Here is a 23,279-nt window from a genome sequence, read left to right on the forward strand (position 1 = left end):
GGTCAGGCCACCTTTTTGTCGTCGGCACGCTGGCGCGCATGCTCGGCGCGCAGCCTGCGCACCAGCTCCAGCTCGGACTGGAAGTCCACGTAGTGCGGCAGCTTCAGGTGCTGCACGAAGCCCGAGGCCTCCAGCACGTCGGCGTGCGAAAGCACGAACTCCTCGTCCTGCGCCGGCGCCACCACCGGCTCGCCCAGCTCGCCCGCGCGCAGCGCCCGGTCCACCAGCGCCATGGCCATGGCCTTGCGCTCGCTGCCGCCGAAGGCCAGGCCGTAGCCCTGCGTGAACTGCGGCGCCACGTCGCGGCTGCCGGCGAACTGGTTGACCATCTGGCATTCGGTGACCTCGACGTCGCCGATGTCCAGCGCGAAACCCAGCTCGTCGGCCACCAGCTCCACCGCCACCTCGCCGCGCCGGATCTCGCCGGCGAAGGGATGGCCGTTGGCGTAGCCGCGCTGCGTCGAGTAGCCCATGGCCAGCAGCCAGCCCTCGTCGCCGCGCGCCAGCGCCTGCAGGCGCAGCGGCCGGTCGGCAGGGAAAATCAGCGGCTCGCGCGTCAGGTCGCCCGGTTCGGCGTCCGCCCGCGGCTGCGGCGTCTCGATCAGGCCTTCGCGCGCCATCAGCGCCTGCACCCGGGGCATGGCCTGGGGCAGGGGCTCGGCGGCGGGGGTCAGGGCGGGCGCGGCGCCGTCCGGCGCGCCGTCGGCCAGCAGCGCGAAGTCCAGCAGGCGCTGCGTGTAGTCGTAGGTCGGCCCCAGCACCTGCCCGCCCGGCACGTCTTTGAAGGTGGCCGAGATGCGGCGCGCCAGGTGCATGCGCGCGGTGTCCAGCGGCTGGGCGTAGCCGAAGCGCGGCAGCGTGGTGCGGTAGGCGCGCAGCAGGAAGATCGCCTCCACCAGGTCGCCGGCCGCCTGCTTGATGGCCAGGGCCGCCAGCCCGGGGTCGTACAGCGAGCCCTCGGCCATGACCCGGTCCACGGCCAGGGGCAGCTGCTCGCGCACCTGCGCCACCTGCAGCTCGGCCACCGCCGCGTCGCCGCGGCGCTGCTGCGCCAGCAGGCGCCAGGAGTTCTCGATGGCGGCGGCGCCGCCCTTGACCGCAACGTACATCTCAGACTCCTTCCAGGCGGCTGATGCGGGTGGTGCGCGGCAGGCCCATGACCTGGTCGCCGCAGGTGAAGAACACATCCACGCCCTGGGGAAAGGCGGCATGGTTGGCCTGCCACTGGGCCCAGAAGCGCTCGGGCAGGCCGGCCGGGGCGATGGCCTGGCGTTCGCGGATGCCCGGCCCGTGCGCCTGCAGCACCGGCCCGCCGGCCAGCGAAGGCAGTTCGACGATCAGGGTGCAGGACCCCTCCGGCGACGCCAGGCTGCCGGCCGTGAAGCCGTCCAGCGCGGCCAGGCGCTGCGCATCCCGCACCACGGCGAAGGCGGCCTCCCGCGGCGAGGCGGCGACGCGCGCGCCGGTGTGGAAGCGCAGCCACTGCTGCAGCGCGGCATCGGGCTGCTGCCACCACACGGGCGTGTCCTCGTCGGCCAGGGCCAGCAGCAGGTGGGACAGCGCGGGCCCCAGCGCCAGGCCGGCGATGGGTGCGCCCACCGCGTGCACGCGACCGGGGCGCGACAGCGCCTCCAGCGCGGCGCGGAAGGCCCGCTGGGCGTCGCGCACGGGATCGGCGAGGCCAGGGAGGGGCGCGGCGGCTTCCACGCTCATGCCGCCTCCCCGCGCACCATGGTGAAGAACTCCACGCGCGAGGCCGCCGCCTCGCGGCTGCGCGCCTCGCGGGCCTGCGCCTGGGCGCGGGCGAGCGGCTCCACCACCTCGTCCATCAGCGCCGGTGCCAGCGCTTCGTCCTGCAGCAAGGCGTCGAACAGCGCGATCAGCTCGGCCTTGCGCCGGTCGCGGCCCAGGGTGTAACCCACGCCCAGGCGCGTGCCCATGCGCACCGCGCAGCGCGTCACCGTGGCCTCGCCCAGGTTGAAGGCGTCGCCGGTGCCCCCGACCCGGCCGCGCAGCATCACCATGCCGGTCTCGGCGCCGCGCAGCCACTCGTGCGCGGGCCAGGGCGCGCAGCGGGCGGCGGCCTGGTCGAGCTGGTCGCGGCCGGCCCGCGCCAGCACCGCCAGCCAGCGCCGGCGGCGTGTTTCAGGGCGTTCACAAGCTGTCATACGGATGTCTAGATGGGTTCGTAGAGTCGCGGGCATGCCCGCCGCGACCGCCACTTCAACCCCGCAACATGACCGACTGATGACAGACCACCTCCACTTCGCACCGCCCGCGCGCCGCAGTGGCGTGTCGGTATGGCGCCAGATCGCCGACACCCTGGCCGAGGACATCCGCAACCGCCGCTACAGCGACACCGGCCGCCTGCCCAGCGAAACCGAGCTGTCGGCCCGCTTCGGCGTCAACCGCCACACGCTGCGCCAGGCGGTCAACGCCCTCCAGTCGGAGGGTCTGCTGCGCGTGGAGCAGGGACGCGGCATGTTCGTGCAGCAGGCGCTGGTGAGCTATCCGCTGTCGCGCCGCACGCGCTTCTCCGAGAACCTGCAGCGGCAGGGCCTGCTGCCGGCCAAGCAGTGGCTGACCGCGCGCAGCCAGCCGGCCGGCGAGCGGGTGGCGCGCGAGCTGCGGCTCGCGCCCAAGGAGCCCGTGCTCATGGTCGAGAACCTCAGCGAGGCCAACGGCCAGCCCCTCAGCCTGATGACGGCCTACTACCCCGCGGCGCGCTTCGGCGCCATGCTGGAGATGCTGGGCGAGGGCACCAGCACCACCGAGGTCCTGCGCCGCCTGGGGGTGGAGGACTACCTGCGCGCCGAGAGCCGCATCACCACCCAGATGCCCAGCGAAGAGACGGCGCGGCTGCTGCGCCAGCCCGTCACCCGGCCGCTGCTGTGCGTGGAAAGCCTGGACGTGGACCTGCAGGGGGTGCCGATCAAGTTCGGGGAGACCGTGTTCTGCGGCGACCGGGTGCAGCTGTGCGTGTGCATGGACCAGACGGCCCCATGAACCGGTACGCCGTCTACTTCGCCCCGGCCGTGGGCTCGCCCTGGTGGGACTTCGGCGCCGGCTGGCTGGGGCGCGACGAGCTGCGCGACGCGCCGCTGGCCCAGCCTGCCGTGCCCGGCTTCGACGCCGGCCAACTCGCGCAACTGACCGGGGAACCGCGACGCTACGGTTTCCATGCGACGCTCAAGGCGCCGTTCCGGCTGCGCGAGGGCGCCACCGAGACGCAGCTGCGCGACCGCCTGCGCCTGCTGGCCGGTCGCCTGCGCCGCCTGCCGCTGGGCGGGCTGGTGCCGCGGCACATGGAAGGCTTTGTCGCGCTGGTGCCGGCCCGTGCCCCACCGGGGCTGGATGCGCTGGCCGCGCAGTGCGTCACGGACCTGGACGGCCTGCGCGCCCCGCTGACCGAAGCCGAGATCGCGCGCCGCCAGCCCCGGCGGCTGGACGCGCGCGGCCGCGAGCTGCTGGCCGCGCACGGCTACCCGCACGTGCTGGAACGCTTCCGCTTCCACATGACGCTCAGCGGTCTGGTCGATGCGGCCACGGCCGCCCGGCTGATGGTGCACCTGCCGCCGGCGCTGGACCGCCTGGACACCGGGCACCCGCTGCTGCTGGACCGCCTGTGCCTGTTCGGCGAGCCACGGCCCGGCGCGGCCTTCGTGCGGTTGCACGAGGAGGAGCTGGCGCCATGAAGCAAGGACGGGCCCCCTCCGGCTGCTGGGTCATGGCCTGCGGCCCCTCGGGCGCCGGCAAGGACAGCCTGCTGGCCTGGGCCGAGGCCGCGCTGGCGCGCGAGCCGCGCATCGTGTTCGCGCGCCGGCTGGTCACGCGCGCCACGCACCCCGGTTCGGACCACGACGAGGTCTCGCCCGCGGCCATGCGGGCGCTGGGCGAGTCCGGCGGCCTGGCCTGGCACTGGGAGGCGCACGGCCACCAGTACGGGGTGCGCGCGGCCTACGCCGACCTGGTGGCGCAGGGCCGCATCGTCGTGGTCAACGGCTCGCGCGAGCACGTGGCCGGCCTGGCCGGCCGCGCCGACGTGCGCAGCGTGCTCATCACCGCGCCGGCCGAGGCGCTGCGGCAGCGGCTGCTGGCGCGAGGCCGCGAGCCGGCCCAGGCGGTGGCCGGCCGCCTGCACCGCAATGCGGCGCTGCCCGCCCTGGCGGCCGACCTGGTCCTGGTCAACGACGGACCGCTGGAACGTGCCGCCGGCGCGCTGCGCGACTGGCTGCGGGAGCTGGCCGCATGACGCCCGCGGTCCGCCCGGCTGGGCCCGGCGACGCGCCGGCCGTCATCGCCCTGCTCGCCCAGCTCGGCTATCCCGGCGGCGAGGCCTTCGTGCCGCGCCGGCTCGCCGAGCTGGCGGCCCACCCGGACGCGCTGCTGCTGCTGGCCGAGGCCGGCGGCGAGGTGCTGGGCCTGATCTCGCTGCACTTCATCCCGCAGCTGGCGCTGCCCGGCGACTTCTGCCGCATCAGCTACCTGTGCGTGCACGAGCGGGCGCGCAGCCTGGGGCTGGGCGCGGTGCTGGAGGCGCATGCGGTGGAGCAGGCGCGCCGCCGCGGCTGCGACCGCATCGAGCTGCACAGCCACCAGCGCCGGGTGGATGCGCACCGCTTCTATGCGCGGCAGGGCTACCGGGAGTCGCCCAAGTACCTGCTCAAGACGCTGTAGCCGAAAAGCCCAGCCGCGCCCGCGCCCGCTCCAGCACTGGCTGCCAGTGATGCCAGCCGGGCGTCTCGCGCGTCGGGCTCTTGGCCTGGTCGTCCCAGCGCCGCAGCTGCACTGCGTCGCGGGCGAAAGGCTGTCCGATGAAGTGCGCGGCCTCCGGTCCGGTGAAGGCGCCGCCCTGCAGCTGCAGGCTGCGCCGGGAGGCCGGCGACAAGGCATCCCCATAGCCCGGCTCGACGGCGCACAGGTAGCGCTTGGCCGCCACGTGCAGGCGGATCGGCTCCAGCACCGCGTCCGGGAAGTAGCCGCGCAGGAACGGCAGGGCCCGCCACTCGTGCAGGTCGTCCTTGCCCGCGGCCGATCCGGGCAGGTGGTCGGCCAGCAGGTGGCCCAGGTCGTGCAGCAGCGCCGCGGCGACCAGCGCGTCGCCCGCGCCGGCCTGCTGCGCCAGCAGCGCGCACTGCAGGGCGTGCTGCTCCTGGTTGATGGCTTCCCTGCCGTAGCGGGCCGCGCCCGCGGTGCGGTAGAGGTACACGATCTGCTCGATGTTCAAGGCCATGGCCGTTCCCTAGATCAATGCCTTGCGGATGCGCGCCGAGACCAGGTCGATCGCGGTCACGGTGAGAACGATGATGATCATCACGGCGCAGGTCTGGGCGTACTGGAAGCCGCGGATGATCTCCCACAGCACCACGCCGATGCCGCCCGCGCCCACCATGCCGACCACCGAGGCCGAGCGCACGTTGGACTCGAAGCGGTAGAGCGAGTAGGAGATCCACAGCGGCAGCACCTGCGGGATGACGCCGTAGAGGATCTCCTCCAGCACGTTGGCGCCGGTGGCGCGGATGCCCTCGACCGGCTGCGGGTCGATGGCCTCCACCACCTCGGAGAACAGCTTGGCCAGGATGCCGGTGGTGTGCACGAACAGCGCCAGCACCCCGGCGAACGGCCCCAGCCCCACGGCCACGATGAACAGCATGGCGAACACCATCTCGTTGATGGCGCGCGCCGCGTCCATCAGGCGCCGCACCGGCTGGTGGATCCAGGCCGGCGCGATGTTGGCCGAGGACAGCAGACCCAGCGGCACCGCGCAGACCACCGCCAGGAAGGTGCCCCACAGCGCGATCTGCACCGTCACCAGCATCTCCTGCAGGTACATGCGCCACTCGCGGAAATCGGGCGGGAAGAAGCTGGAGGCGTACTCGGCCATGTTGGCCGAGTCGCGCAGCAGGTCCAGCGGCCTCATGTCGGCGCCCTTCCAGCTGGCCGCCAGCAGCGCCAGCAGGACACCCCAGCCCAGCAGGGCCGCCAGGTTGGCGCGCGGCGGCGCGGGCACGGCCGGCTGCACGACGGAAAGGTGGGCCTGGGCGGTCACGGTCCTGCGCGCCTCAGAGCTGCTTGCCCAGGTCGGCCAGCTTCTTGTCGATCTCGGCCAGCCTGGCCTGCTTCTCGGCCGCGGGCAGGCCGGCGTCGGCCTCCAGCTTGTTGCGGTCCCTGAACAGTTCGAGCTGCCGGATGGGGACCAGCTGCGCGTTGGTCGAGGGCTTGAAGCCGGACAGCTTGGAGATCTTCATCAGCGTGTCCTTCTCCTGCGCGCCTCCCTGGCCATAGCCGTAGAAGAAATCCTTGAGCTTGCGCTTGTCCGGCTCGGGCAGGTCCTTGCGCATCACCAGCGGGTCCAGCGGGATCAGCGGCGAAGTCCAGACGACGCGCAGCTGGCCGTGCTTGTCGGCCATGTTCGCCTTGAGCTTGTCCATGGCCTCGCTGTTGCAGGTGGCCACGTCCACCTGCCTGTTGGCCACCGCCAGGGCGTTGGTCTCGTGGTTGGCGCTGCGCACCAGCTTGAAGGCCGTCTTGGGGTCCACCTTGTTCTGGGCGAACACGTAGTAGCCCGGCACCAGGAAGCCCGAGGTGGAATTGGGATCACCGTTGCCGAAGCTCAGGCTCTTGGCGTTCCTGAGCACATCGTCCAGGCTCTTGAGCGGGCTGTCCCTGTGCACCAGCAGGTGCGAGTAGTAGCCCTGGGTGCCGTCGGCGTTGACCATCTGCGCAAAGACTTCGCCGCCGGCGCGGTCCACCGCCTCCATGGCCGACTTGTTGCCCATCCAGGCCAGGTGCACCTTGCCGAAGCGCATGCCCTCGATGATGCCGGCGTAGTCGGGCGCGAAGAACGCGTTGACCTTGTAGCCGGTCTTGCGCGCCATGTCGTCCAGCAGCGGCTGCCACTGCGACTTGAGGTTCTGGCTGGACTCGGTGGAGATGATGCCGAAGGCGATCTCCTTGGGCTCCTGGGCAACGGCCGTGGAGGCCAGCGCAGCGGCCAGCAGGCCGGTGGCGATGTGCTTGAACATGGTTTGGCTCCTTGTGACGGTGTAAGGGAAAGAGGTCAGGCCGCCCGGGGCAGCGGATCGGCCCAGGACGGGGTGGCGGCCGGCTCGCGCCGCTCCTGCAGCGAGCTGATGGAGTCGCCCAGCGACAGGATTTCGTCGGCCTCGGCGCCGTACAGCTCGCGCAGCAGCGCGGGCGTGAGCGCGGCGGACGGCCCGTCGTAGACGACGCGGCCCTGGTGCAGCGCCACGGTGCGCGGGCAGTACTTCATGGCCACGTTCACCTGGTGCAGCGAGACGACGACGGTGCAGCCGTCCTCCTGGTTCAGGCGCCTGAGGATGTCCATCACGCGGCGCGAGGATTCCGGGTCCAGCGAGGCGATGGGCTCGTCGGCCAGGATGACGCGCGCGCCCTGCACCATGGCGCGGGCGATGGCGGCGCGCTGCTGCTGGCCGCCCGACAGGGTGGAGGCACGCTGGTGGCAGCAGTCGGCGATGCCCACCCGGCGCAGCGCCTCGGTGGCGCGCTGCCGCTCCTCGCGACTGAAGCGGCGCAGCAGGCTGCGCCACGCGGGCATGCGGTGCAGCGCGCCGGCCAGCACGTTCACCAGCACCGGCAGCCGGTCCACCAGGTTGAACTGCTGGAACACGAAACCGACGCCGGCGCGCACGCGCCGGATGTCGCGGGTGATGCGGCCGTCCTCCTGCACCACGCGGCCGCCCAGCTCGACGCGGCCCGTGCCGCCGTCGGCCGCCATCAGGCCGGCCAGATGCCTCAGCAGGGTGGACTTGCCCGAACCCGAGGCACCGATGAGCGCCACCATCTCGCCGGGGTGGATGTCGAGGTCTATGCCTTGCAGCGCCTTGCGGCCGTTGGCGAAAGTCTTGTCGAGTGCACGCACCCGGATCGCAGCATCCATGGGAGCTCCTTTCGAGTTCCGGCGGATGCTGGGCACTCAATGTGACGTTTTGATGGCAGCCCCAGCCTCTTCCATCCGCGTTCACAATGCCGCCACCATCGACCTGCTGAGGAATCTCTTGAGCGCAGCTGCCAACGCACCACCACCCGCCCCGGCCCGGGACGCGCGCCTCGCGGCCGCCATGCTCCTGGCCGCCGTGCTCGGCAGCGGCTGCGCCAGTGCAGCCGGCGCTTGCGACGCGCCATTCGCCGCCTCGCCGCAGTTCGACGCCGACAGCTGCCGCTTCCGCAACCCGCCCAACCCGCATGCGCGCCCCCACAGCAGCGGCTGGCAGATCTGGACGCGCATCCTGCTGGAGAAGAAGCAGGGCACGGTGCCGGTCGACCCCATCCCGGTGCGGCGGCTCGACCGCGCCGCGCTGGACGCGCTGGATGCGGGCGCCAGCCACATCGTCCGGCTCGGGCACTCGTCGCACCTGCTGAAGCTGCGCGGGCGGTGGTGGCTGATCGACCCGGTGTTCGGCGAGCGCGCCTCGCCGTTCTCGTTCGCCGGCCCGCTGCGCTTCCATCCGCCGCCGCTGGCGCTGGCCGACGTGCCGCCCATCGACGGCCTGGTGCTCTCTCACGACCACTACGACCACCTGGACGTGGTGACCATCGAGGCGCTGAAGGAGCGCGTGCAGCGCTACTACGTGCCGCTGGGCGTGGGCGAGCGGCTGCGCCGCTGGGGCATCCCGGCCGAGCGCATCCAGGAGATGGACTGGTGGCAGCAGGCGCGCGCCGGCGAGGTGACGCTGACGGCCGCGCCGGCGCACCACTTCTCCGGCCGCACGCTGTGGGACCGCGACAGCACGCTGTGGGCCTCGTGGGCCCTCGACAGCGGCGGCGAGCGCATCTTCTACAGCGGCGACACCGGCTACCACCCCGCGTTCGGCGAGATCGGCCGGCGGCTCGGCCCCTTTGCCATCGCGCTGATGGAGAACGGCGCCTACAACCCGCGCGACTGGCCCTCGTCGCACATGGTGCCCGAGGAGACGGTGCGGGCCTTCAAGGACCTGGGCGCGCGAACGCTGTACCTGGTGCACAACAGCACCTTCGACCTGGCCTTCCATCCCTGGCGCGAGCCGCTGGACCGGGTAGCGGACATCGCCGAACGCGAGGGCCTGGCCCTGGCCACGCCGGAGATCGGGGAGGTGCTGACTCTGGGCAGGCCGCGGACCAACCATCGGTGGTGGAAGGATCTGCGTTAGATAGTGTTCTCTTCTTGCGCTTCGCGGGTGGGCGGCACGGGGCGCCCTCCTCCGCTCATGTCCCCCGGGGCGGCTGCGCCGCCCCTCCTCCTTTACTTCGCTGCGGCGGGCACCCCGCACCGCCCACCCGCTACGGCTGACGGCGCGCGACCGCGGAACGCCCGCTCGCACCGCAGGATTCGGTGGCTGGGGTGCCCTGCGTAGCGAAGTAAAGGAGGAGGTCAGGGCATCGCCCTGACCGGGGGACATGAGCGGAGCAGGGCGCCCCGGCCGCCGAATCTCGCCAACCAAGCCAGAGCGCGAATACCAACGAGACTACTTGCGCGTGTAGATCTGGTCGAACACGCCGCCGTCGGCGAAGTGCTCCCTGGCCACCTTGTCCCAGCCGCCGAAGGCCTGGGCGATGGTGAACAGCGGCAGCTTGGGGAACCGGGACGAGTACCTGGCCTGGGCCTGGGTCGACACCGGACGGTAGAAGTGCTTGCCGATGAGGTCCTGCGCCTCCTCGGTGTACAGGTACTTGAGGTAGGCCTCGGCCACGGCCCGCGTGCCCTTGCGGTCCACGTTGCGGTCCACCACCGCCACCGGGGGCTCGGCCAGGATGGAGGCCGAGGGATAGACCACGTCCACCCTGGAGCCGAATTCCTTTTCCAGCAGGTAGGCCTCGTTCTCCCAGGAGACGAACACGTCGCCCTGGTTGCGCTGGGCGAAGGTGACCGAGGAGCCGCGCGCCCCGGTGTCCAGCACCGGCACGTTGCCGTACAGCCGGGCGACGAAGTCCCGGGCCTGGGCCTCGCCGCCGTACTTGCGCCGGGCCCATTCCCAGGCCGCCAGGTAGTTCCAGCGCGCGCCGCCCGAGGTCTTGGGGTTGGGCGTGATCACGCCGATGCCGGGCTTGACCAGGTCGTCCCAGTCGCGGATTGCCTTGGGGTTGCCCTGACGCACCACCAGCACGATGGTGGATGTGTAGGGCGAGGCATTGTTCGGCAGGCGCTTCTGCCAGTCCCTGGCCAGCCAGTTGCCGTTGGCGTGCAGGGCGTCGATGTCGCCGGCCAGGCCCAGCGTCACCACGTCGGCCTCCAGCCCGTCGATCACCGAGCGCGCCTGCTTGCCCGAGCCGCCGTGCGACTGCTTGATGGCCACGTCCTGGCCGGTGCCGGCCTTCCAGTGCCGCGCGAAGGCGCGGTTGATGTCCACGTAGAGCTCGCGCGTGGGATCGTAGGAGACGTTGAGCAGGGCCACGGCCGGCTGGGCCCCGGCCTTCAGGGACAAGGCGCTGCCCAGGGCGGCGGCCAGGGGAATCTTGATAAAGTCGCGACGCAGGCTCATGGGGGATCCGCACTCGGTGCTGTTGGGGTCGATGCGGCGGATTCTGGAAGCCACTCTCCGCAACTGGAACGATCGAGTTGTCAGTTGTTTATCCGCATAAGCTAATCAGACACCTACCACAGGAGCCGCCGTGGCCCGTACCGTCCAATGCATCAAGCTCGGCCGCGAAGCCGAGGGCCTGGATTTCCCGCCCTACCCTGGCGAGCTGGGCAAGCGCATCTACAACAGCGTGAGCAAGGAAGCCTGGGCCGCCTGGCTCAAGCAGCAGACCATGCTGGTCAACGAGAACCGCCTGAACCTGGCGGACCAGCGCGCCCGCGAGTACCTCAAGCGCCAGATGGAAAACCATTTCTTCGGCAGCGGCGCCGACACCGCGGCGGGCTACGTGCCGCCCAGCGCCTAGCGCACGCATGGCCGAGCCGGTCGAGTGGGTGGACGGCACGCCGCGCAGCAGCCGCTGGGCCGACGTCTACCGCAGCGCCTCCGGCGGCCTGGAGCAGGCACTGCAGGTGTTCCTGGGCGGCTGCGGCCTGCCGGCCGCCTGGGCCGGCCAGCGCCAGTGGCGCATCCTGGAGACCGGCTTCGGCCTGGGCCTGAATTTCCTGGCGGCCTGGCAGGCCTGGCGCGACGACGCGCGGCGGCCGGGCCTGCTGCACTTCGCCTCCATCGAGGGCTTCCCGGTCGCGGCCGCCGACCTGCTGCGCAGCGCCCGGGCCCACCGGGACCTGCAGCCGCTGGCCGATGAACTGGCGGCCCAGTGGTGGGGCTTAGTGCCCGGCGTGCACCGGCTGGTGTTCGAGGGCGGCCGCGTCACGCTCACCCTGTGCGTGGGCGACGTCGGCCAGATGCTGCGCGAGCTGGCCTTCGCCGCCGATTCGGTGTTCCTGGACGGCTTCAGCCCGGCGCGCAACCCCGCTATGTGGGCCCCGCCCACCCTGCAGGCGGTGGCACGGCTGTGCCGGCCCGGCACCCGCCTGGCGACCTGGACGGCGGCCGGCCAGGTGCGGCAGGACCTGGCGGCCTGCGGCTTCGAGGTGACGCGCGCCGAAGGCCTGCCGCCCAAGCGGCACCGGTTGGAAGCCCGCTACCGCCCGGGCGATGGCGATGGATCCGGCCCGGACATTCCCGGCCCCGGCAGCTGCATCGTCGTGGGCGGCGGCCTGGCCGGCGCGGCGGCCGCGGCCTCGCTGGCCCGCCGCGGCTGGCAGGTGCAGGTGCTGGATGCGGCGCCGGAGCCGGCGGCCGGCGCCTCGTCCCTGCCCGCCGGGCTGATGGCGCCCCATGTGTCGGCCGACGACAACCTGCTGTCGCGCCTGTCGCGCTGCGGCGTGCGCATCAGCCTGCAGCAGGCGCGGGCCCTGCTGCGCGAAGGCCAGGACTGGGCACCCAGCGGCGCGCTGGAGCGGCGCGCCAAGCCCTGGGCCGCGCACGCCTCGGTCCAGGACTTCGCCCACGACTGGAGCCACGCGGCCGAGCCGGCGCGCAAGCGCGAGGGCCTGCTGGCCGAGAGCGTGCCGGCGGTCTGGCATGCGCGCGCCGCCTGGATCCAGCCGGCGGCCCTGGTGCGGGCCTGGCTGGCCCAGCCCGGCATCCGCTGGCGCGGCGGCCACCGGGTGGCCGGCCTGCACCGGACGGCGCAGGGCTGGCAGGCGCAGGACGCGCAGGGCGGCGTGCTCGCCGAAGGCGCCGTGGCCGTGCTGGCGGCTGCCCTGGGCAGTGCGGCTCTGGCGAGTGGCCGGCTGTGGCTGCAGCCGGTGCGCGGCCAGGTGTCCTGGGCGCCGCAGGCGCCCGGCCTGCCGCTGCCGCCCTTTGCGCTCAACGGCAACGGCCATTTCCTGCCAGCCGTGCCCACGCCCGAAGGTCCCGCCTGGATGACCGGCTCGACCTATGGCCGGGGCGACACCGACCTGCAGCCGCGCCCGGCCGACCACGGGCTCAATCTCGACCGGCTGCAGGCGCTGTCGCCGGCGCTGGGCCTGGCCCTGGCGCCGGCCTTTGCCGCCGGCCGCGTGCGCGCCTGGACCGGCGTGCGCTGCGCCAGCCACGACCGGCGCCCGCTGGTGGGCGAGCTGGCGCCCGGCCTGTGGGTCAGCACCGCCATGGGCTCGCGCGGGCTGACCTTCGCCGCCCTGAGCGGCGAGCTGCTGGCCGCGCGCCTGCATGCCGAGCCGCTGCCGCTGGCCCAGGGCCTGGCAGCCGGGCTGGACGTGGCCCGGCAGCAGGCGCCCGCGCCCTTATCCGGCATCAGCTCATGACCGGCCGCAGGGCCGCGCCAGCCTTGGCGTATATGCTTATCCGAATAAAGCGCGAATAAAAAAATCGTTTGTTTCCATAAAGACCCTCCTTAGAGTCCCACCCCTCATGTACCACTACACCGAGTTCGACAAGCACTTCGTGCGCGCCCGTGCGGCCCAGTACCGCGACCAGCTGGAGCGCTGGCAGGCTGGCAGGCTCACGGACGACGAGTTCCGGCCGCTGCGCCTGCAGAACGGCTGGTACATCCAGCGCTATGCGCCCATGCTGCGCATCGCCGTGCCCTATGGCGACATCTCCAGCACCCAGCTGCGCACGCTGGCGAAGATCGCCCGCGAGTACGACCAGCCCGATGCCGAGCTGCTGCGCCAGGCGCAGGACAAGCAGCTGGCCCTGGGCGAGGTGCCGGTGCCCGGCGGCACGCCGGTGGCGACGCGGCTCAAGCACGGCTACGGCCACTTCACCACCCGCACCAACGTCCAGTTCAACTGGATCCCGATCGACAAGTCCGCCGAGGTGATGGAGCTGCTGGCCGGCGTGGACATGCACGGCATCCAGACCAGCGGCAACACCATCCGCAACATCACCACCGACGAGCTGGCCGGCATCGCGGTCGACGAGGTGGCCGACCCGCGGCCCTTTGCCGAGATCCTGCGCCAGTGGAGCACCCTGCACCCGGAATTCGCCTTCCTGCCGCGCAAGTTCAAGGTGGCACTCAACGGCACGAAGGAAGACCGGGCCGCGCTGGGCTGGTACGACATCGGCCTGCAGCTGGTGAGGAACGAGGCCGGCGAGCTGGGCTTCAAGGTGCTGGTGGGCGGCGGAATGGGCCGCACGCCCATCATCGGCACCGTGGTGCGCGCCTTCCTGCCGTGGCAGCACCTGCTGAACTATGTGGAGGCCTGCATCCGGGTCTACAACGAGTACGGCCGCCGCGACAACCTGTGGAAGGCACGCATCAAGATCCTGGTGAAGGCCGAGGGCCAGCGCTACATCGACAAGGTTGAGGAGGAATTCCGCGCCATCGTCGAGCGCGACGGCGCGCCGCACACCCTGACCCAGGCCGAGTACGACCGGGTGGCCGCGTCCATCGTGGCGCCGGCCCTGAAGGCGGTGGCGCGCAAGGGCGCCGACGCGCAGGTGCACCAGATCGTGCGTGCCGACGCCGAGGCCGACCCGCTGTACCGCCGCTGGCTGGAGCGCAACGTGCGAGCGCACAAGAACCCGCAGCTGCGTGCGGTGACGCTGTCGTTCAAGCGCCTGGGCTACGCGCCCGGCGACGCCACCGCCGAGCAGATGGAGTTCGCCGCCGACCTGGCCGAGCGCTTCTCGGCCGGCGAGGCGCGCCTGACCCACGAGCAGAACCTGCTGCTGCCCTGGGTGCACCAGGACGACCTGCCGCAGCTGTGGGCGGCCGCCCGCAAGGCCGGCCTGGCCAAGCCCAACATCGGCCTGCTGACCGACATGATCGCCTGCCCGGGCGGGGACTTCTGCTCGCTGGCCAACGCGCGCTCGCTGCCGATCGCCGAGGCCATCACCCAGCGCTACCAGGACCTGGACGAGGAGTTCGACCTGGGCGACATCCGCCTGAACATCTCGGGCTGCATCAACTCCTGCGGCCACCACCACGCCGGCCACATCGGCATCCTGGGCGTCGACAAGGACGGCAAGGAGTGGTACCAGGTCACCCTGGGCGGCAGCGACGGCACCGACCTCTCCGGCCCTGCGACGCCGGGCAAGGTGGTGGGCCCGTCCTTCTCCGCCGCCGAGGTGCCGGTGGTGATCGAAGCCGTGCTCGACACCTACCGCCGCGAGCGCCAGGCCGGCGGCGACGGCAGGTCCGAAACCTTCACCGCCACGCTCAAGCGCGTGGGCATCGAGCCGTTCAAGGCCGCCGCCAACGGCGCCCGCTTCGTGGAACGGGAGACCGCATGATCAAGATCATCGCCGCCGGCGCCGCCGCGCCGCAAGACGACAAGCTGAACGTCCTGGTGCTGGCCAACGACGCCGACCCGCTGGCCGCGCCGCTGGACGGCGTGGACTGCGTCGAGCTGAACTTCCCTAAGTTCACCGACGGCCGCGCCTTCACCCAGGCCCGCCTGCTGCGCCAGCGGCGCGGCTTCACCGGCGACATCCGCGCCACCGGCGACGTGCTGATCGACCAGCTGGTGCAGATGTGGCGCACCGGCTTCTCCAGCGCAGTGCTCAAGGAAGGCAAGGACCCGGCCGACGCCGAACGCCAGTTCGCCCGCTACGCCGCCTTCTACCAAGGCGACGCCGTGGTGCCGCAGCCGCGGTTCGCGCGGGGCTGACCGCATGGGCGCCATCGACCTGCACGCGCGGGCGTCCAAGGATTTCGACGCCAGGCTGGCCGAGACCCAGGCGCTGCTGGTCCAGGCGGCGGCCGGATACCGACCGCTGACCCAGGCCTCCAGCCTGGGCGCGGAGGACGTGGTGATCACCCACCTGATCCACCGGCTGGCACTGGACATCCCGGTGTTCGTATTGGACACCGGTCTGCTGCATGCCGAGACGCTGGCGCTGCTGGAACGCACGAAGGCGATTTCCCGCGCGCCGGTCACCGTCTACCAGCCGGTGCAGGAGTCCGTGGTGCAGTTCGTCGGCCGCGAAGGCCAGGAAGCCATGTACCGCAGCATCGAGCTGCGCAAGGCCTGCTGCCAGATCCGCAAGGTCGAGCCGCTGGAGCGCGCCCTGGCCGGCCAGAAGGCCTGGATCACCGGCCTGCGCCGCGAGCAGTCGGCCGCGCGCGCCGAGGTGCCGCTGGTCGACGCCGGCGAGGCCCGCGTCAAGTTCAACCCCCTGGCCAACTGGACCTGGGGCGACGTCTGGCACTACATCGCCGCCCACGGCGTGGACTACCACCCGCTGCACGACCGGTTCTACCCCAGCATAGGCTGCGCGCCCTGCACCCGGGCCATCAGCCTGGGCGAAGACTTCCGCGCCGGCCGCTGGTGGTGGGAAGCGGACCAGGAAGGGGGAGCCGCCAAGGAATGCGGCCTGCACGTGAAGAAGAAGGACGAGGTCACCACGGCATGAACGCAAGAGCCGAACCGCAGCTGCTGGGCCAGCTGAGCAACCGCCACCTGGACGCGCTGGAGGAGGAGGCCATCTTCGTGCTGCGCGAAGTGGCGGCCGCCTTCGAGCGGCCCACCCTGCTGTTCTCCGGCGGCAAGGACTCGCTGGTGCTGCTGCGGTGCGCGGAAAAGGCCTTCGGCGCCGGCCGTATCCCCTACCCGCTGCTGATGATCGACACCGGCCACAACTTCCCCGAGGTCACGCAGTTCCGCGACCAGCGCGCCAGGGAGCTGGGCGCCGAGCTGATCGTGCGCAGCGTGGAAGACTCGATGAAGCGCGGCACGGTGCGCCTGGCGCACCCGGGCGAGTCGCGCAACGTGCACCAGTCGGTGACGCTGCTGGAGGCGATCGAGGAGTTCCGCTTCGACGCACTGATCGGCGGCGCCCGGCGCGACGAGGAGAAGGCGCGCGCCAAGGAGCGCATCTTCTCGCACCGCGACGGCTTCGGCCAGTGGCAGCCCAAGGCTCAGCGGCCCGAGCTGTGGACGCTGTTCAACACGCGCCTGGCGCCCGGCGAGCATTTCCGCGTGTTCCCCATCTCCAACTGGACCGAGCTGGACGTGTGGCAGTACATCGAGCGCGAAGCGATCGAGCTGCCCTCGATCTACTACGCGCACCAGCGCCCGGTGGTCGAGCGCCGCGGCCTGCTGGTGCCGGTGACCGAGCTCACCCCGCCGCGCGAGGGCGAAGAGGTGATCACGCGCACGGTGCGCTTTCGCACCGTGGGCGACATCACCTGCACCTGCCCCGTGGAAAGCCCCGCGGCCAACGCCGCCCAGGTGGTGCTCGAAACCCTGTCGGTCGAGGTGAGCGAACGCGGCGCCACGCGCATGGACGACAAGACCTCCGAGGCCTCGATGGAAAAGCGCAAGAAAGACGGCTACTTCTGACCCCATGGACGCACTGAAATTCATCACCTGCGGCAGCGTGGACGACGGCAAGAGCACGCTGATCGGCCGCCTGCTGGTGGACAGCAAGGCCGTGCTGGCCGACCAGCTGGCCGGCGTGCAGCGCTCGGGCGAGACGGACCTGGCCCTCCTGACCGACGGCCTGTCGGCCGAGCGCGAGCAGGGCATCACCATCGACGTGGCCTGGCGCTACTTCGCCACGCCCGCGCGCAAGTTCATCATCGGCGACTCGCCCGGCCACGAGCAGTACACCCGCAACATGGTCACGGCCGCCTCCGGCGCCGACGCGGCCGTGGTGCTGGTCGATGCCACCAAGCTGAAATGGCAGGACGCCGGCCCGGAGCTGCTGCCCCAGACGCGGCGCCACACCCTGCTGGTCAACCTGCTGCGCGTGCCCTCCATCGTGTTCGCGGTCAACAAGCTCGACGCCGTGGCCGACCCGCGGCTGGCCTTCGGCCACATCCGCGCCGCGCTGGAGCGCTTTGCCACCGCCGCCGGCGTGGCGGTGCGGGCCACCGTGCCGATCGCGGCGCTCAAGGGCCAGAACGTGGTCGAGGCCGCGCCGGGCTGGTGCGGCTACGAAGGCCCCTCCCTGCTGCAGCTGCTGGAGCAGCTGGACGTGACGGCTGCCGAGGCCGGCGCGGCCTTCGCCTTCCCGGTGCAGTGGGTGGAGAAGTTCTCCTCCTCGTCCGACACCTCGCAGGGCCGGCGCGTATTCTGGGGCCGTGTGGCCGCCGGCACCGTGCAGCCGGGCCAGGCCGTGACCGTGCTGCCGAGCGGACAGCTGGCCACCGTGGCGCAGGTGCTGGACCACGTCCGGCAGCCGCGGCCCGGCGTTGCCGGCCACAGCGCCGGCATCGTGCTGGACCGTGAGGTCGACGTGTCGCGCGGCGACTGGCTGCTGGCCCCCGGCGCCTTCGAGCCGCGGCGCGAGCTGTCGGCCACGGTGGCCTGGCTGGACGAGGAACCGCTGGTCGCCGGCCGGGTGTACTGGGCCCTGCATGGCCACCGCTGGGTCAAGGCCAAGGTCAGGCGCATCGTCCACCGGCTGGACGTCAACACCCTGGCCGAGGCCGAGGCGGACCAGCTCGAGCCCAACGCCATCGGCCATGTCGAGCTGGCACTGCAGGAGCCGGTGGCTGCCCTGCCCTACGCGCGCTCGCGCACGCTGGGCGCGCTGGTGCTGGTGGACACGGCCAGCCACAAGACCTCGGGGGCGGTGCTGGTGCGCTGAACCCGGTCGCGCCCCGGGGGCACGGCCGATAGAATCGAGGGTTTCCCCCTGCTACAAGATCACAACATGACCCACGTCGTCACCGAACAGTGCATCCGTTGCAAGTACACCGATTGTGTGGACGTCTGCCCCGTGGACTGCTTCCGCGAAGGGCCCAACATGCTGGTGATCGACCCCGACGAGTGCATCGACTGCGCCGTGTGCATCCCCGAGTGCCCGGTGAACGCCATCTACGCCGAGGAGGACGTGCCCTCCGACCAGATCGCCTTCATCAAGCTCAATGCCGAGCTGGCCCAGGCACAGGGCTGGAAGAGCATCACCAAGCGCAAGCCGGCGCTGCCGGACGCCGAGGAATGGAAGGACAAGCCGGGCAAGATCGCCGAGCTGGCCCGCTGATGGCCCCTGCTCCCATCGAGACCGATGCCGTCATCGTGGGCGCGGGCCCGGTCGGCCTGTTCCAGGTCTTCGAGCTGGGCCTGCTGGAAATCAAGGCCCATGTGATCGACTCGCTGGCCTACCCCGGCGGCCAGCCCGTCGAGCTCTATCCCGACAAGCCGATCTACGACATCCCGGCCATTCCGGTGTGCACCGGCCGGCAGCTCACCGACGCGCTGCTCAAGCAGATCAAGCCCTTCGGCGCCACCTTCCACCTGGGCCAGACCGTGACCACGGTGCGCCGGCAGGACGACGGCCGTTTCTTCGTCGAGACCGGCAAGGGCACACAGTTCCTGGCCAAGACGATCTTCATCGCTGCCGGCGTGGGCGCCTTCGAGCCGCGCACGCTCAAGGTGGACGGCCTGGACAGGTTCGACGGCACGCAGCTGTTCTACCGGGTCGGGAACCCGGCCGACTTCGCCGGCAGGCACCTGGTGATCGTGGGCGGCGGCGACTCGGCGCTGGACTGGGCGCTGAACTTCGCCGCGGAAGGCTCGAACCGGGCCGCGAGCGTGACCCTCATCCACCGCCGCGACGTCCTCCAGGCGGCGCCGGCCTCGGTGGCCAGGATGCGGGAGCTGTGCGACGCCCGCGAGATGCGGTTCATCGTGGGCCAGGTCACCGGCTACGAGGAGAAGGACGGCCGCCTGACCGGCGCCAAGGTCACCGGCCCGGACGGCGTGACGCGCGTGGTGCCGCTGGACATGCTGCTGGTGTTCTTCGGCCTGTCGCCCAAGCTGGGCCTCATCGCCGACTGGAGCCTGGAGATCGAGCGCAAGCAGCTGGTGGTGGACACGGAAAAGTTCTCCACCAGCATCCCCGGCATCTTCGCCGTGGGGGACATCAACACCTATCCCGGCAAGAAGAAACTGATCCTGTCGGGCTTCCACGAGTGCGCCCTGGCCGCCTTCGGCGCCGCGCCCATCATCTTCCCCGAGAAGGGCAAGATCCCGCTGCAGTACACCACCACCTCGACCAGGCTGCACAAGGTGCTGGGGGTGGAGTCGCCGGTGTTCGATTAGAGAACGAACGGCCGGCCGGTGACCGGCGTGGTGGCCACCGCCATCTCCTGCTTGGCCATGATGCCGGCCTCCCAGGCCAGGCGGCCGCTTTCGATGCCCAGCTTGAACGCGCGTGCCATGGTCACCGGGTCGTGCGCCAGCGCCACGGCGGAATTGACCAGCACCGCGTCGAAGCCCAGCTCCATGGCCTGCACCGCGTCGCGCGGCGAGCCGATGCCCGCGTCCACCACCAGCGGCACGTCGGGCAGGCGCGCGCGCAGGGTGCGCAGCGCCGTGGGATTGAGCAGCCCCTGGCCCGAGCCGATGGGCGCGCCCCAGGGCATGAGGATGCGGCAGCCGGCATCCAGCAGCCGCTGGCAGGTGACCAGGTCGTCGGTGCAGTAGGGGAACACCTCGAAGCCGTCCCGGGTCAGCTCCCGGGCCGCCTCCACCAGTTCCCAGGGGTCGGGCTGCAGCGTGTACTCGTCGCCCACCACCTCCAGCTTGATCCAGTGGGTGCCGAACACCTCGCGCGCCATCTGCGCCAGAGTGACCGCCTCGCGCGCCGTGGTGCAGCCGGCGGTGTTGGGCAGCAGGCGTGCACCGGTCTCGCGGATGAAGCCGTAGAAGGCGTCGCCGCCCGTGCTGCCGGCCGAGAGCTGGCGCCGCAGGCCGACGGTGATGACCTGGGTGCCGGAGGCCTGCACCGCCTCGCGCAGCACCTGCGGAGAGGGATAGCTGGCGGTGCCCAGGAAGAAGCGGCTTTGCAGCTCGACGCCGCCGATGTGGAAGCCCATGGTGTTCATCCTCCGGTGATGGGTTCGAAGGTCATGACGGCGTCGCCGTCGCGCAGCACGACCTCGGGCCGGCGCGCGCGCGGCACGAAGTCGCCGTTGACGGCAGTGGCCAGCGCGGCCGGCGCCTCGGGCAGCGAGGCGATCAGGCTCGCCAGCGTCGCGCCGTCCTCCAGCGGGACGCGTTCGTGGTTCAGGGTGATGGCGATCAAGCGAAGGACTCCATGGCGGTCTCCACCAGGCCCGGCGCGATCAGCCAGCCGTGGCGGAACAGGCCGTTGATGCGCACCAGGCCGGGCGCCAGCTCCAGGCCGGGCTGGTTGTCGGGCAAGGCAGGACGAAGGTTACTCTCGGTGTGCACGATGCGGGCCTCGGCCAGCGCGGGCACGATGCTGTGGGCGGCGGCCAGCAGCTCGACGGTGGAGCGCAGCGACACCGGTGAGCGGTCCTCGCTCTCGATCTCGCTGGCGCCCACCACCACCAGGTCGGGCGCGCGCGGCACCAGGTAGACGCGGTGCCGCGCGTGCAGCAGCCGCACCGGCCGGCCCAGCCCCACGCCCGGGGCCTGCAGCCAGAAGATCTCGCCGCGCACGCCGCGCACCGGCAGCTGCGGCCGCGCGCCCAGGCCGCGCACGTCGATGGCGCAGTCGAAGGAGCGCCACTGCCCGGCGATGCGCAGCCGGCCCGGCTCCACCGCCTCGACCGGGGTGTCCCAGTGCCAATGAGCGTCCGCAGCGCCTGCCGCCAGCGCCTCCATGGCCTGCACGGCGTGGATCTGGCCCTCCTGGGGCAGCAGCCAGGCCTGCACGCCCGGGCGCAGCGCCGGCTCCAGGCCGGCCAGCTGCGCCGCACTGAGCGGCTGCGGCGCCTGGCCCGCCGGCGCCTTGCGCGCCAGCAGGTCCAGCAGGCGACGCGCGGCGCCCGTGTCTTCCCGGTGCGCCACCAGCAGGCTGCCCTGCTGGCGGAATTCCACCGGCAGCGGCAGCTCGCCGATGATCTGCGGCCACAGCTGCAAGGAGCGCAGGCCCCACCGCAGCACGCGCTCGTCGGCGGTCTCCAGCTCGGCCAGCGGGCTGAGCATGCCGGCCGCGGTCCAGCCGGCGGCGCCGCGTGCCTGCGCCGAGCGCGCCGGGTCGTGGACGTGGACCTCGTGGCCTTCGCGCAGCAGGCGCACGGCCAGCAGGCGGCCCAGCAGCCCCGCGCCGGCGATGCCGATGCGAAGACGCGCGGACTTGGTCATGCGGCGGGCTCCAGGGTCGGGTGCGGCCAGGCCGGCGCCAGGCCATCACGCTCCTGGCGGCCGAGCTCGAAGGCCTCCTTCAGCGCCGGCACGGTTTGGCGGGGGTCGGGCCACAGCCCGCGCAGCACGCACACGCCGTCGGCGCCGCTGCGCGCAGCCGAGCGCACCTGCCTGGGCGTAAGGATGCCGCCGATGGCCACCACTGGCCGGCCGGCGGCCCGGCACCACCAGGCCAGGTTGTCCAGGCCCTGCGGGCGCCAGGGCATGTCCTTGGTGACGGTGGGCCAGACCGGTCCGCAGGCCACGTAGCGCGGCGCCAGGCCGATGGCGCAGCACAGCTCCCACACGGCATGCGAGCTCACGCCCAGCTGCAGGCCGGTGGCGCGCAAGGCGGCGCGGCCCTCGTCACTCAGCGCGGCCAGGTCCTCCTGGCCGAGGTGCACCGCCTGCGCCCCCAGCTCGGCGGCCAGGCGCCAGTGGTCATTGACGAACAGCGTCGCGCCCGCGGCCCGCGTGGCGGCGATGCCCTCGCGCAGCTGCGCGCGCAGGCCGGCCTGCCAGGCCGCGTCGGCATCGCCGGGCTGCTTGATGCGCAGCTGCACGGTAGCTATGCCCGCCGCCAGGACCTGGCGCAAGGCAGGCACGCTGTCCACGATGGCGTAGAGCCCGAGCGGCGCAGGGACCGCGGCGGGCGGCGCGACAGCCGCAGGTGGCCATGCATCCCAGGACAACAGCGGCAACCGCAGCGGATCGCTGCCCGCCAGGGCCAGCAGCACCGCGTCGGCCGCGACGAAGCCCTGCCCCCGGGCGCCGTCCCACGCGGCCGCGAGTTCGCCGGCCGCAAGGTTGGAGCGGCCCCGCACCCAGCCGGTGGCATGCACGCTGTCCAGCCAGTGCAGGTCCTGCCCGGGACCGCCGTACATCAGCACGGCCGCTGCGCCACGCTCCCGCAGGCCGCGCGACGTTGCCGGCCACGTGTCCTGGTTGGCCTGGCCCGCCAGCTCGACCCGGCATTCCTGCCTTCGCATCGTGTTGCTCATCGCATCACCCTCCCGCCGTCGACCAGCAGCACCTGGCCGGTGATGAAAGCGCCCCAGCTCGAGGCCAGGAACAGCACCGGCCCGGCCACGTCCTCGGGCCGGGCCAGGCGCCGCAGCGGCGTGGCCGCCATGAGGGCCTCGCGGAACGAGGCGCGCGTCGCCGAGCTGCCCTGCGTGGGATGCACCAGGCCGGGCGCGACGCAGTTGACGCGCACGCCCAGCGGGCCGACCTCGGCCGCCAGGTGCCGGCTGAAGCCCACCAGCGCCGCCTTGGCCGTGCCGTAGTCGTGGTAGGGCACCACCGGGTCCTCCACCAGGTCGCTCACCAGGTTGACGATGGCGCCCTGGGCCCGCGCCTGCAGGTGCGGCAGCGCCGCGCGGCACAGGTGGAAGGCCGCGCCCACCGAGCCCTCGTACTGCCGCAGGTAGTCGGGCCAGGCCAGGCGCTCGAAGGGCACGCGCCGCTCCGGGTCGAAGCTGTAGGGCGCGAACGCGTTGTTGACCAGCACGTCCAGGCGGCCGCATTCCTGCACCACCTGCGCCACCAGCGCCTCCGCCTGGGGTGGCGAGGTGACGTCGGCCTGCAGGGCCAGGGCGTCGCCGCCCTCCTCCCGGCAAGCCCGCACCACGGCCTGCGCGGCCTCGTGGCTGCGCAGGTAGTTCACCGCCACCGTGGCGCCCTGCCGCGCGAAGGCGCGCGCGATGGCAGCCCCGATGCCACGCGAGGCGCCGGTGACCAGCACCACCTGGCCCGCGAAATCCATGCCGTGCGTGCCCAT

27 protein-coding genes are annotated in these 23,279 nt (G+C 72.1%); 14 read left to right on the forward strand and 13 right to left on the reverse strand.

Annotated features, from left to right (window positions below):
• Nucleotides 1–2: 2 nt before the first annotated feature.
• Genes RTA_RS11505 through phnG form a run of 3 tightly spaced genes read right to left on the reverse strand, consistent with a single transcriptional unit; the run spans nucleotide 3 to nucleotide 2,174 of the window.
• Nucleotides 3–1,109 carry a carbon-phosphorus lyase complex subunit gene (locus RTA_RS11505; protein WP_013901575.1) on the reverse strand — a complete coding sequence of 369 codons (1,107 nt, stop codon included), beginning with the start codon at nucleotides 1,107–1,109 and terminating at the stop codon, nucleotides 3–5.
• A 1-nt stretch (nucleotide 1,110) separates the two neighbouring features.
• The gene (phnH, locus tag RTA_RS11510) at nucleotides 1,111–1,713 is read right to left on the reverse strand and encodes a phosphonate C-P lyase system protein PhnH (RefSeq protein WP_013901576.1); all 603 of its coding nucleotides are present in this window, start codon (nucleotides 1,711–1,713) and stop codon (nucleotides 1,111–1,113) included.
• Nucleotides 1,710–2,174 carry a phosphonate C-P lyase system protein PhnG gene (gene phnG, locus RTA_RS11515; protein ID WP_438865681.1) on the reverse strand — a complete coding sequence of 155 codons (465 nt, stop codon included), beginning with the start codon at nucleotides 2,172–2,174 and terminating at the stop codon, nucleotides 1,710–1,712. Before phnG ends, phnH begins: the two co-directional genes overlap by 4 nt.
• Before the next feature lie 73 nt (nucleotides 2,175–2,247).
• On the opposite strand from phnG, the gene phnF reads away from it, so the two are divergent.
• From phnF to RTA_RS11535, 4 genes are read left to right on the forward strand one after another with little or no spacing between them, the layout of a single operon-like run.
• Entirely contained in the window at nucleotides 2,248–3,006 is a 759-nt protein-coding gene (gene phnF, locus RTA_RS11520) for a phosphonate metabolism transcriptional regulator PhnF (protein ID WP_041675412.1), read from the forward strand.
• Nucleotides 3,003–3,695, forward strand: a complete 693-nt coding sequence (locus tag RTA_RS11525; RefSeq protein WP_013901579.1) for a DUF1045 domain-containing protein — start codon at nucleotides 3,003–3,005, stop codon at nucleotides 3,693–3,695. The genes phnF and RTA_RS11525 overlap by 4 nt, the downstream gene beginning before the upstream one ends.
• A complete protein-coding gene (locus RTA_RS11530; protein ID WP_013901580.1) occupies nucleotides 3,692–4,252 on the forward strand; it encodes a ribose 1,5-bisphosphate phosphokinase PhnN in 561 nt (186 codons plus the stop codon). The genes RTA_RS11525 and RTA_RS11530 overlap by 4 nt, the downstream gene beginning before the upstream one ends.
• Nucleotides 4,249–4,677, forward strand: a complete 429-nt coding sequence (locus tag RTA_RS11535; RefSeq protein ID WP_013901581.1) for a GNAT family N-acetyltransferase — start codon at nucleotides 4,249–4,251, stop codon at nucleotides 4,675–4,677. The genes RTA_RS11530 and RTA_RS11535 overlap by 4 nt, the downstream gene beginning before the upstream one ends.
• Here RTA_RS11535 and RTA_RS11540 read toward each other — a convergent pair.
• From RTA_RS11540 to phnC, 4 genes are read right to left on the reverse strand one after another with little or no spacing between them, the layout of a single operon-like run.
• Nucleotides 4,664–5,233, reverse strand: a complete 570-nt coding sequence (locus RTA_RS11540; protein WP_013901582.1) for a phosphonate degradation HD-domain oxygenase — start codon at nucleotides 5,231–5,233, stop codon at nucleotides 4,664–4,666. The genes RTA_RS11535 and RTA_RS11540 overlap by 14 nt on opposite strands.
• A 9-nt stretch (nucleotides 5,234–5,242) precedes the next feature.
• Nucleotides 5,243–6,049 carry a phosphonate ABC transporter, permease protein PhnE gene (phnE, locus tag RTA_RS11545; RefSeq protein WP_013901583.1) on the reverse strand — a complete coding sequence of 269 codons (807 nt, stop codon included), beginning with the start codon at nucleotides 6,047–6,049 and terminating at the stop codon, nucleotides 5,243–5,245.
• A gap of 13 nt (nucleotides 6,050–6,062) precedes the next feature.
• Complete coding sequence (gene phnD, locus RTA_RS11550) at nucleotides 6,063–7,025, reverse strand: phosphonate ABC transporter substrate-binding protein (protein ID WP_013901584.1); 963 nt, start codon at nucleotides 7,023–7,025, stop codon at nucleotides 6,063–6,065.
• 35 nt (nucleotides 7,026–7,060) lie between these two features.
• Nucleotides 7,061–7,921, reverse strand: coding sequence for a phosphonate ABC transporter ATP-binding protein (phnC, locus tag RTA_RS11555; RefSeq protein WP_013901585.1), 861 nt, complete (start codon nucleotides 7,919–7,921; stop codon nucleotides 7,061–7,063).
• A gap of 181 nt (nucleotides 7,922–8,102) precedes the next feature.
• Here phnC and RTA_RS11560 point away from each other — a divergent pair, with 181 nt between their 5' ends.
• Complete coding sequence (locus RTA_RS11560) at nucleotides 8,103–9,170, forward strand: MBL fold metallo-hydrolase (protein WP_041675416.1); 1,068 nt, start codon at nucleotides 8,103–8,105, stop codon at nucleotides 9,168–9,170.
• Nucleotides 9,171–9,485: 315 nt separating this feature from the next.
• Here RTA_RS11560 and RTA_RS11565 read toward each other — a convergent pair whose 3' ends face one another.
• Nucleotides 9,486–10,499: a sulfate ABC transporter substrate-binding protein gene (locus RTA_RS11565; RefSeq protein WP_013901587.1), complete on the reverse strand. Its 1,014-nt coding sequence runs from the start codon at nucleotides 10,497–10,499 to the stop codon at nucleotides 9,486–9,488.
• Between the two features lie 130 nt (nucleotides 10,500–10,629).
• On the opposite strand from RTA_RS11565, the gene RTA_RS11570 reads away from it, so the two are divergent.
• The 9 genes from RTA_RS11570 (at nucleotide 10,630) to RTA_RS11610 (ending at nucleotide 19,447) form a co-directional block, all read left to right on the forward strand.
• Nucleotides 10,630–10,902: an oxidative damage protection protein gene (locus RTA_RS11570; RefSeq protein ID WP_013901588.1), complete on the forward strand. Its 273-nt coding sequence runs from the start codon at nucleotides 10,630–10,632 to the stop codon at nucleotides 10,900–10,902.
• A 7-nt stretch (nucleotides 10,903–10,909) separates the two neighbouring features.
• Nucleotides 10,910–12,754 (forward strand): bifunctional tRNA (5-methylaminomethyl-2-thiouridine)(34)-methyltransferase MnmC2/FAD-dependent 5-carboxymethylaminomethyl-2-thiouridine(34) oxidoreductase MnmC1, encoded by a 1,845-nt coding sequence (gene mnmC / locus RTA_RS11575; RefSeq protein ID WP_041675418.1) that lies wholly within the window; start codon nucleotides 10,910–10,912, stop codon nucleotides 12,752–12,754.
• A gap of 106 nt (nucleotides 12,755–12,860) precedes the next feature.
• The gene (locus RTA_RS11580) at nucleotides 12,861–14,687 is read left to right on the forward strand and encodes a nitrite/sulfite reductase (RefSeq protein ID WP_013901590.1); all 1,827 of its coding nucleotides are present in this window, start codon (nucleotides 12,861–12,863) and stop codon (nucleotides 14,685–14,687) included.
• Nucleotides 14,687–15,064 (forward strand): DUF934 domain-containing protein, encoded by a 378-nt coding sequence (locus tag RTA_RS11585; RefSeq protein ID WP_041676358.1) that lies wholly within the window; start codon nucleotides 14,687–14,689, stop codon nucleotides 15,062–15,064. Before RTA_RS11580 ends, RTA_RS11585 begins: the two co-directional genes overlap by 1 nt.
• A 4-nt stretch (nucleotides 15,065–15,068) precedes the next feature.
• Nucleotides 15,069–15,809, forward strand: coding sequence for a phosphoadenylyl-sulfate reductase (locus RTA_RS11590; RefSeq protein ID WP_013901592.1), 741 nt, complete (start codon nucleotides 15,069–15,071; stop codon nucleotides 15,807–15,809).
• On the forward strand, nucleotides 15,806–16,738 hold the full coding sequence (cysD, locus tag RTA_RS11595; protein ID WP_013901593.1) for a sulfate adenylyltransferase subunit CysD: 933 nt from the start codon (nucleotides 15,806–15,808) through the stop codon (nucleotides 16,736–16,738). The genes RTA_RS11590 and cysD overlap by 4 nt, the downstream gene beginning before the upstream one ends.
• Nucleotides 16,739–16,742: 4 nt before the next feature.
• Entirely contained in the window at nucleotides 16,743–17,990 is a 1,248-nt protein-coding gene (locus RTA_RS11600) for a sulfate adenylyltransferase subunit 1 (RefSeq protein WP_013901594.1), read from the forward strand.
• A gap of 66 nt (nucleotides 17,991–18,056) precedes the next feature.
• Nucleotides 18,057–18,386, forward strand: a complete 330-nt coding sequence (gene fdxA, locus RTA_RS11605) for a ferredoxin FdxA (RefSeq protein WP_013901595.1) — start codon at nucleotides 18,057–18,059, stop codon at nucleotides 18,384–18,386.
• Nucleotides 18,344–19,447 carry an NAD(P)/FAD-dependent oxidoreductase gene (locus RTA_RS11610; RefSeq protein WP_041675421.1) on the forward strand — a complete coding sequence of 368 codons (1,104 nt, stop codon included), beginning with the start codon at nucleotides 18,344–18,346 and terminating at the stop codon, nucleotides 19,445–19,447. The genes fdxA and RTA_RS11610 overlap by 43 nt, the downstream gene beginning before the upstream one ends.
• Here the strand turns inward: RTA_RS11610 and RTA_RS11615 are convergent.
• The 5 genes from RTA_RS11615 to RTA_RS11635 are packed head-to-tail and all read right to left on the reverse strand — an operon-like array spanning nucleotide 19,444 to nucleotide 23,279.
• Nucleotides 19,444–20,223: a thiazole synthase gene (locus tag RTA_RS11615; RefSeq protein WP_013901597.1), complete on the reverse strand. Its 780-nt coding sequence runs from the start codon at nucleotides 20,221–20,223 to the stop codon at nucleotides 19,444–19,446. The genes RTA_RS11610 and RTA_RS11615 overlap by 4 nt on opposite strands.
• Nucleotides 20,224–20,228: 5 nt before the next feature.
• Nucleotides 20,229–20,432, reverse strand: coding sequence for a sulfur carrier protein ThiS (gene thiS, locus RTA_RS11620; protein ID WP_013901598.1), 204 nt, complete (start codon nucleotides 20,430–20,432; stop codon nucleotides 20,229–20,231).
• Nucleotides 20,429–21,460, reverse strand: a complete 1,032-nt coding sequence (locus RTA_RS11625; RefSeq protein ID WP_013901599.1) for an FAD-dependent oxidoreductase — start codon at nucleotides 21,458–21,460, stop codon at nucleotides 20,429–20,431. The genes thiS and RTA_RS11625 overlap by 4 nt, the downstream gene beginning before the upstream one ends.
• The gene (locus tag RTA_RS19800) at nucleotides 21,457–22,500 is read right to left on the reverse strand and encodes a thiamine phosphate synthase (protein ID WP_013901600.1); all 1,044 of its coding nucleotides are present in this window, start codon (nucleotides 22,498–22,500) and stop codon (nucleotides 21,457–21,459) included. Before RTA_RS19800 ends, RTA_RS11625 begins: the two co-directional genes overlap by 4 nt.
• On the reverse strand, nucleotides 22,497–23,279 hold the full coding sequence (locus RTA_RS11635; RefSeq protein ID WP_013901601.1) for an SDR family oxidoreductase: 783 nt from the start codon (nucleotides 23,277–23,279) through the stop codon (nucleotides 22,497–22,499). The genes RTA_RS19800 and RTA_RS11635 overlap by 4 nt, the downstream gene beginning before the upstream one ends.

This window comes from Ramlibacter tataouinensis TTB310 (assembly GCF_000215705.1).
GTDB lineage: Bacteria > Pseudomonadota > Gammaproteobacteria > Burkholderiales > Burkholderiaceae_C > Ramlibacter > Ramlibacter tataouinensis.

Bases quoted from the DNA above. Each gene is read 5' to 3' on its own strand.
- RTA_RS11505 (WP_013901575.1), bottom strand. From the start codon at position 1,109: ATGTACGTTGCGGTCAAGGGCGGCGCCGCCGCCATCGAGAACTCCTGG.
- RTA_RS11530 (WP_013901580.1), top strand. From the start codon at position 3,692: ATGAAGCAAGGACGGGCCCCCTCCGGCTGCTGGGTCATGGCCTGCGGC.
- RTA_RS11560 (WP_041675416.1), top strand. From the start codon at position 8,103: ATGCTCCTGGCCGCCGTGCTCGGCAGCGGCTGCGCCAGTGCAGCCGGC.
- phnH (WP_013901576.1), bottom strand. From the start codon at position 1,713: ATGAGCGTGGAAGCCGCCGCGCCCCTCCCTGGCCTCGCCGATCCCGTG.
- phnD (WP_013901584.1), bottom strand. From the start codon at position 7,025: ATGTTCAAGCACATCGCCACCGGCCTGCTGGCCGCTGCGCTGGCCTCC.
- RTA_RS11535 (WP_013901581.1), top strand. From the start codon at position 4,249: ATGACGCCCGCGGTCCGCCCGGCTGGGCCCGGCGACGCGCCGGCCGTC.
- RTA_RS11580 (WP_013901590.1), top strand. From the start codon at position 12,861: ATGTACCACTACACCGAGTTCGACAAGCACTTCGTGCGCGCCCGTGCG.
- RTA_RS11615 (WP_013901597.1), bottom strand. From the start codon at position 20,223: ATGGGCTTCCACATCGGCGGCGTCGAGCTGCAAAGCCGCTTCTTCCTG.
- RTA_RS11590 (WP_013901592.1), top strand. From the start codon at position 15,069: ATGGGCGCCATCGACCTGCACGCGCGGGCGTCCAAGGATTTCGACGCC.
- mnmC (WP_041675418.1), top strand. From the start codon at position 10,910: ATGGCCGAGCCGGTCGAGTGGGTGGACGGCACGCCGCGCAGCAGCCGC.
- fdxA (WP_013901595.1), top strand. From the start codon at position 18,057: ATGACCCACGTCGTCACCGAACAGTGCATCCGTTGCAAGTACACCGAT.
- RTA_RS11540 (WP_013901582.1), bottom strand. From the start codon at position 5,233: ATGGCCTTGAACATCGAGCAGATCGTGTACCTCTACCGCACCGCGGGC.
- RTA_RS11625 (WP_013901599.1), bottom strand. From the start codon at position 21,460: ATGACCAAGTCCGCGCGTCTTCGCATCGGCATCGCCGGCGCGGGGCTG.
- cysD (WP_013901593.1), top strand. From the start codon at position 15,806: ATGAACGCAAGAGCCGAACCGCAGCTGCTGGGCCAGCTGAGCAACCGC.
- RTA_RS11635 (WP_013901601.1), bottom strand. From the start codon at position 23,279: ATGGGCACGCACGGCATGGATTTCGCGGGCCAGGTGGTGCTGGTCACC.
- phnF (WP_041675412.1), top strand. From the start codon at position 2,248: ATGACAGACCACCTCCACTTCGCACCGCCCGCGCGCCGCAGTGGCGTG.
- RTA_RS11600 (WP_013901594.1), top strand. From the start codon at position 16,743: ATGGACGCACTGAAATTCATCACCTGCGGCAGCGTGGACGACGGCAAG.
- RTA_RS11525 (WP_013901579.1), top strand. From the start codon at position 3,003: ATGAACCGGTACGCCGTCTACTTCGCCCCGGCCGTGGGCTCGCCCTGG.
- RTA_RS11610 (WP_041675421.1), top strand. From the start codon at position 18,344: ATGGAAGGACAAGCCGGGCAAGATCGCCGAGCTGGCCCGCTGATGGCC.
- phnC (WP_013901585.1), bottom strand. From the start codon at position 7,921: ATGGATGCTGCGATCCGGGTGCGTGCACTCGACAAGACTTTCGCCAAC.
- RTA_RS11565 (WP_013901587.1), bottom strand. From the start codon at position 10,499: ATGAGCCTGCGTCGCGACTTTATCAAGATTCCCCTGGCCGCCGCCCTG.
- RTA_RS19800 (WP_013901600.1), bottom strand. From the start codon at position 22,500: ATGAGCAACACGATGCGAAGGCAGGAATGCCGGGTCGAGCTGGCGGGC.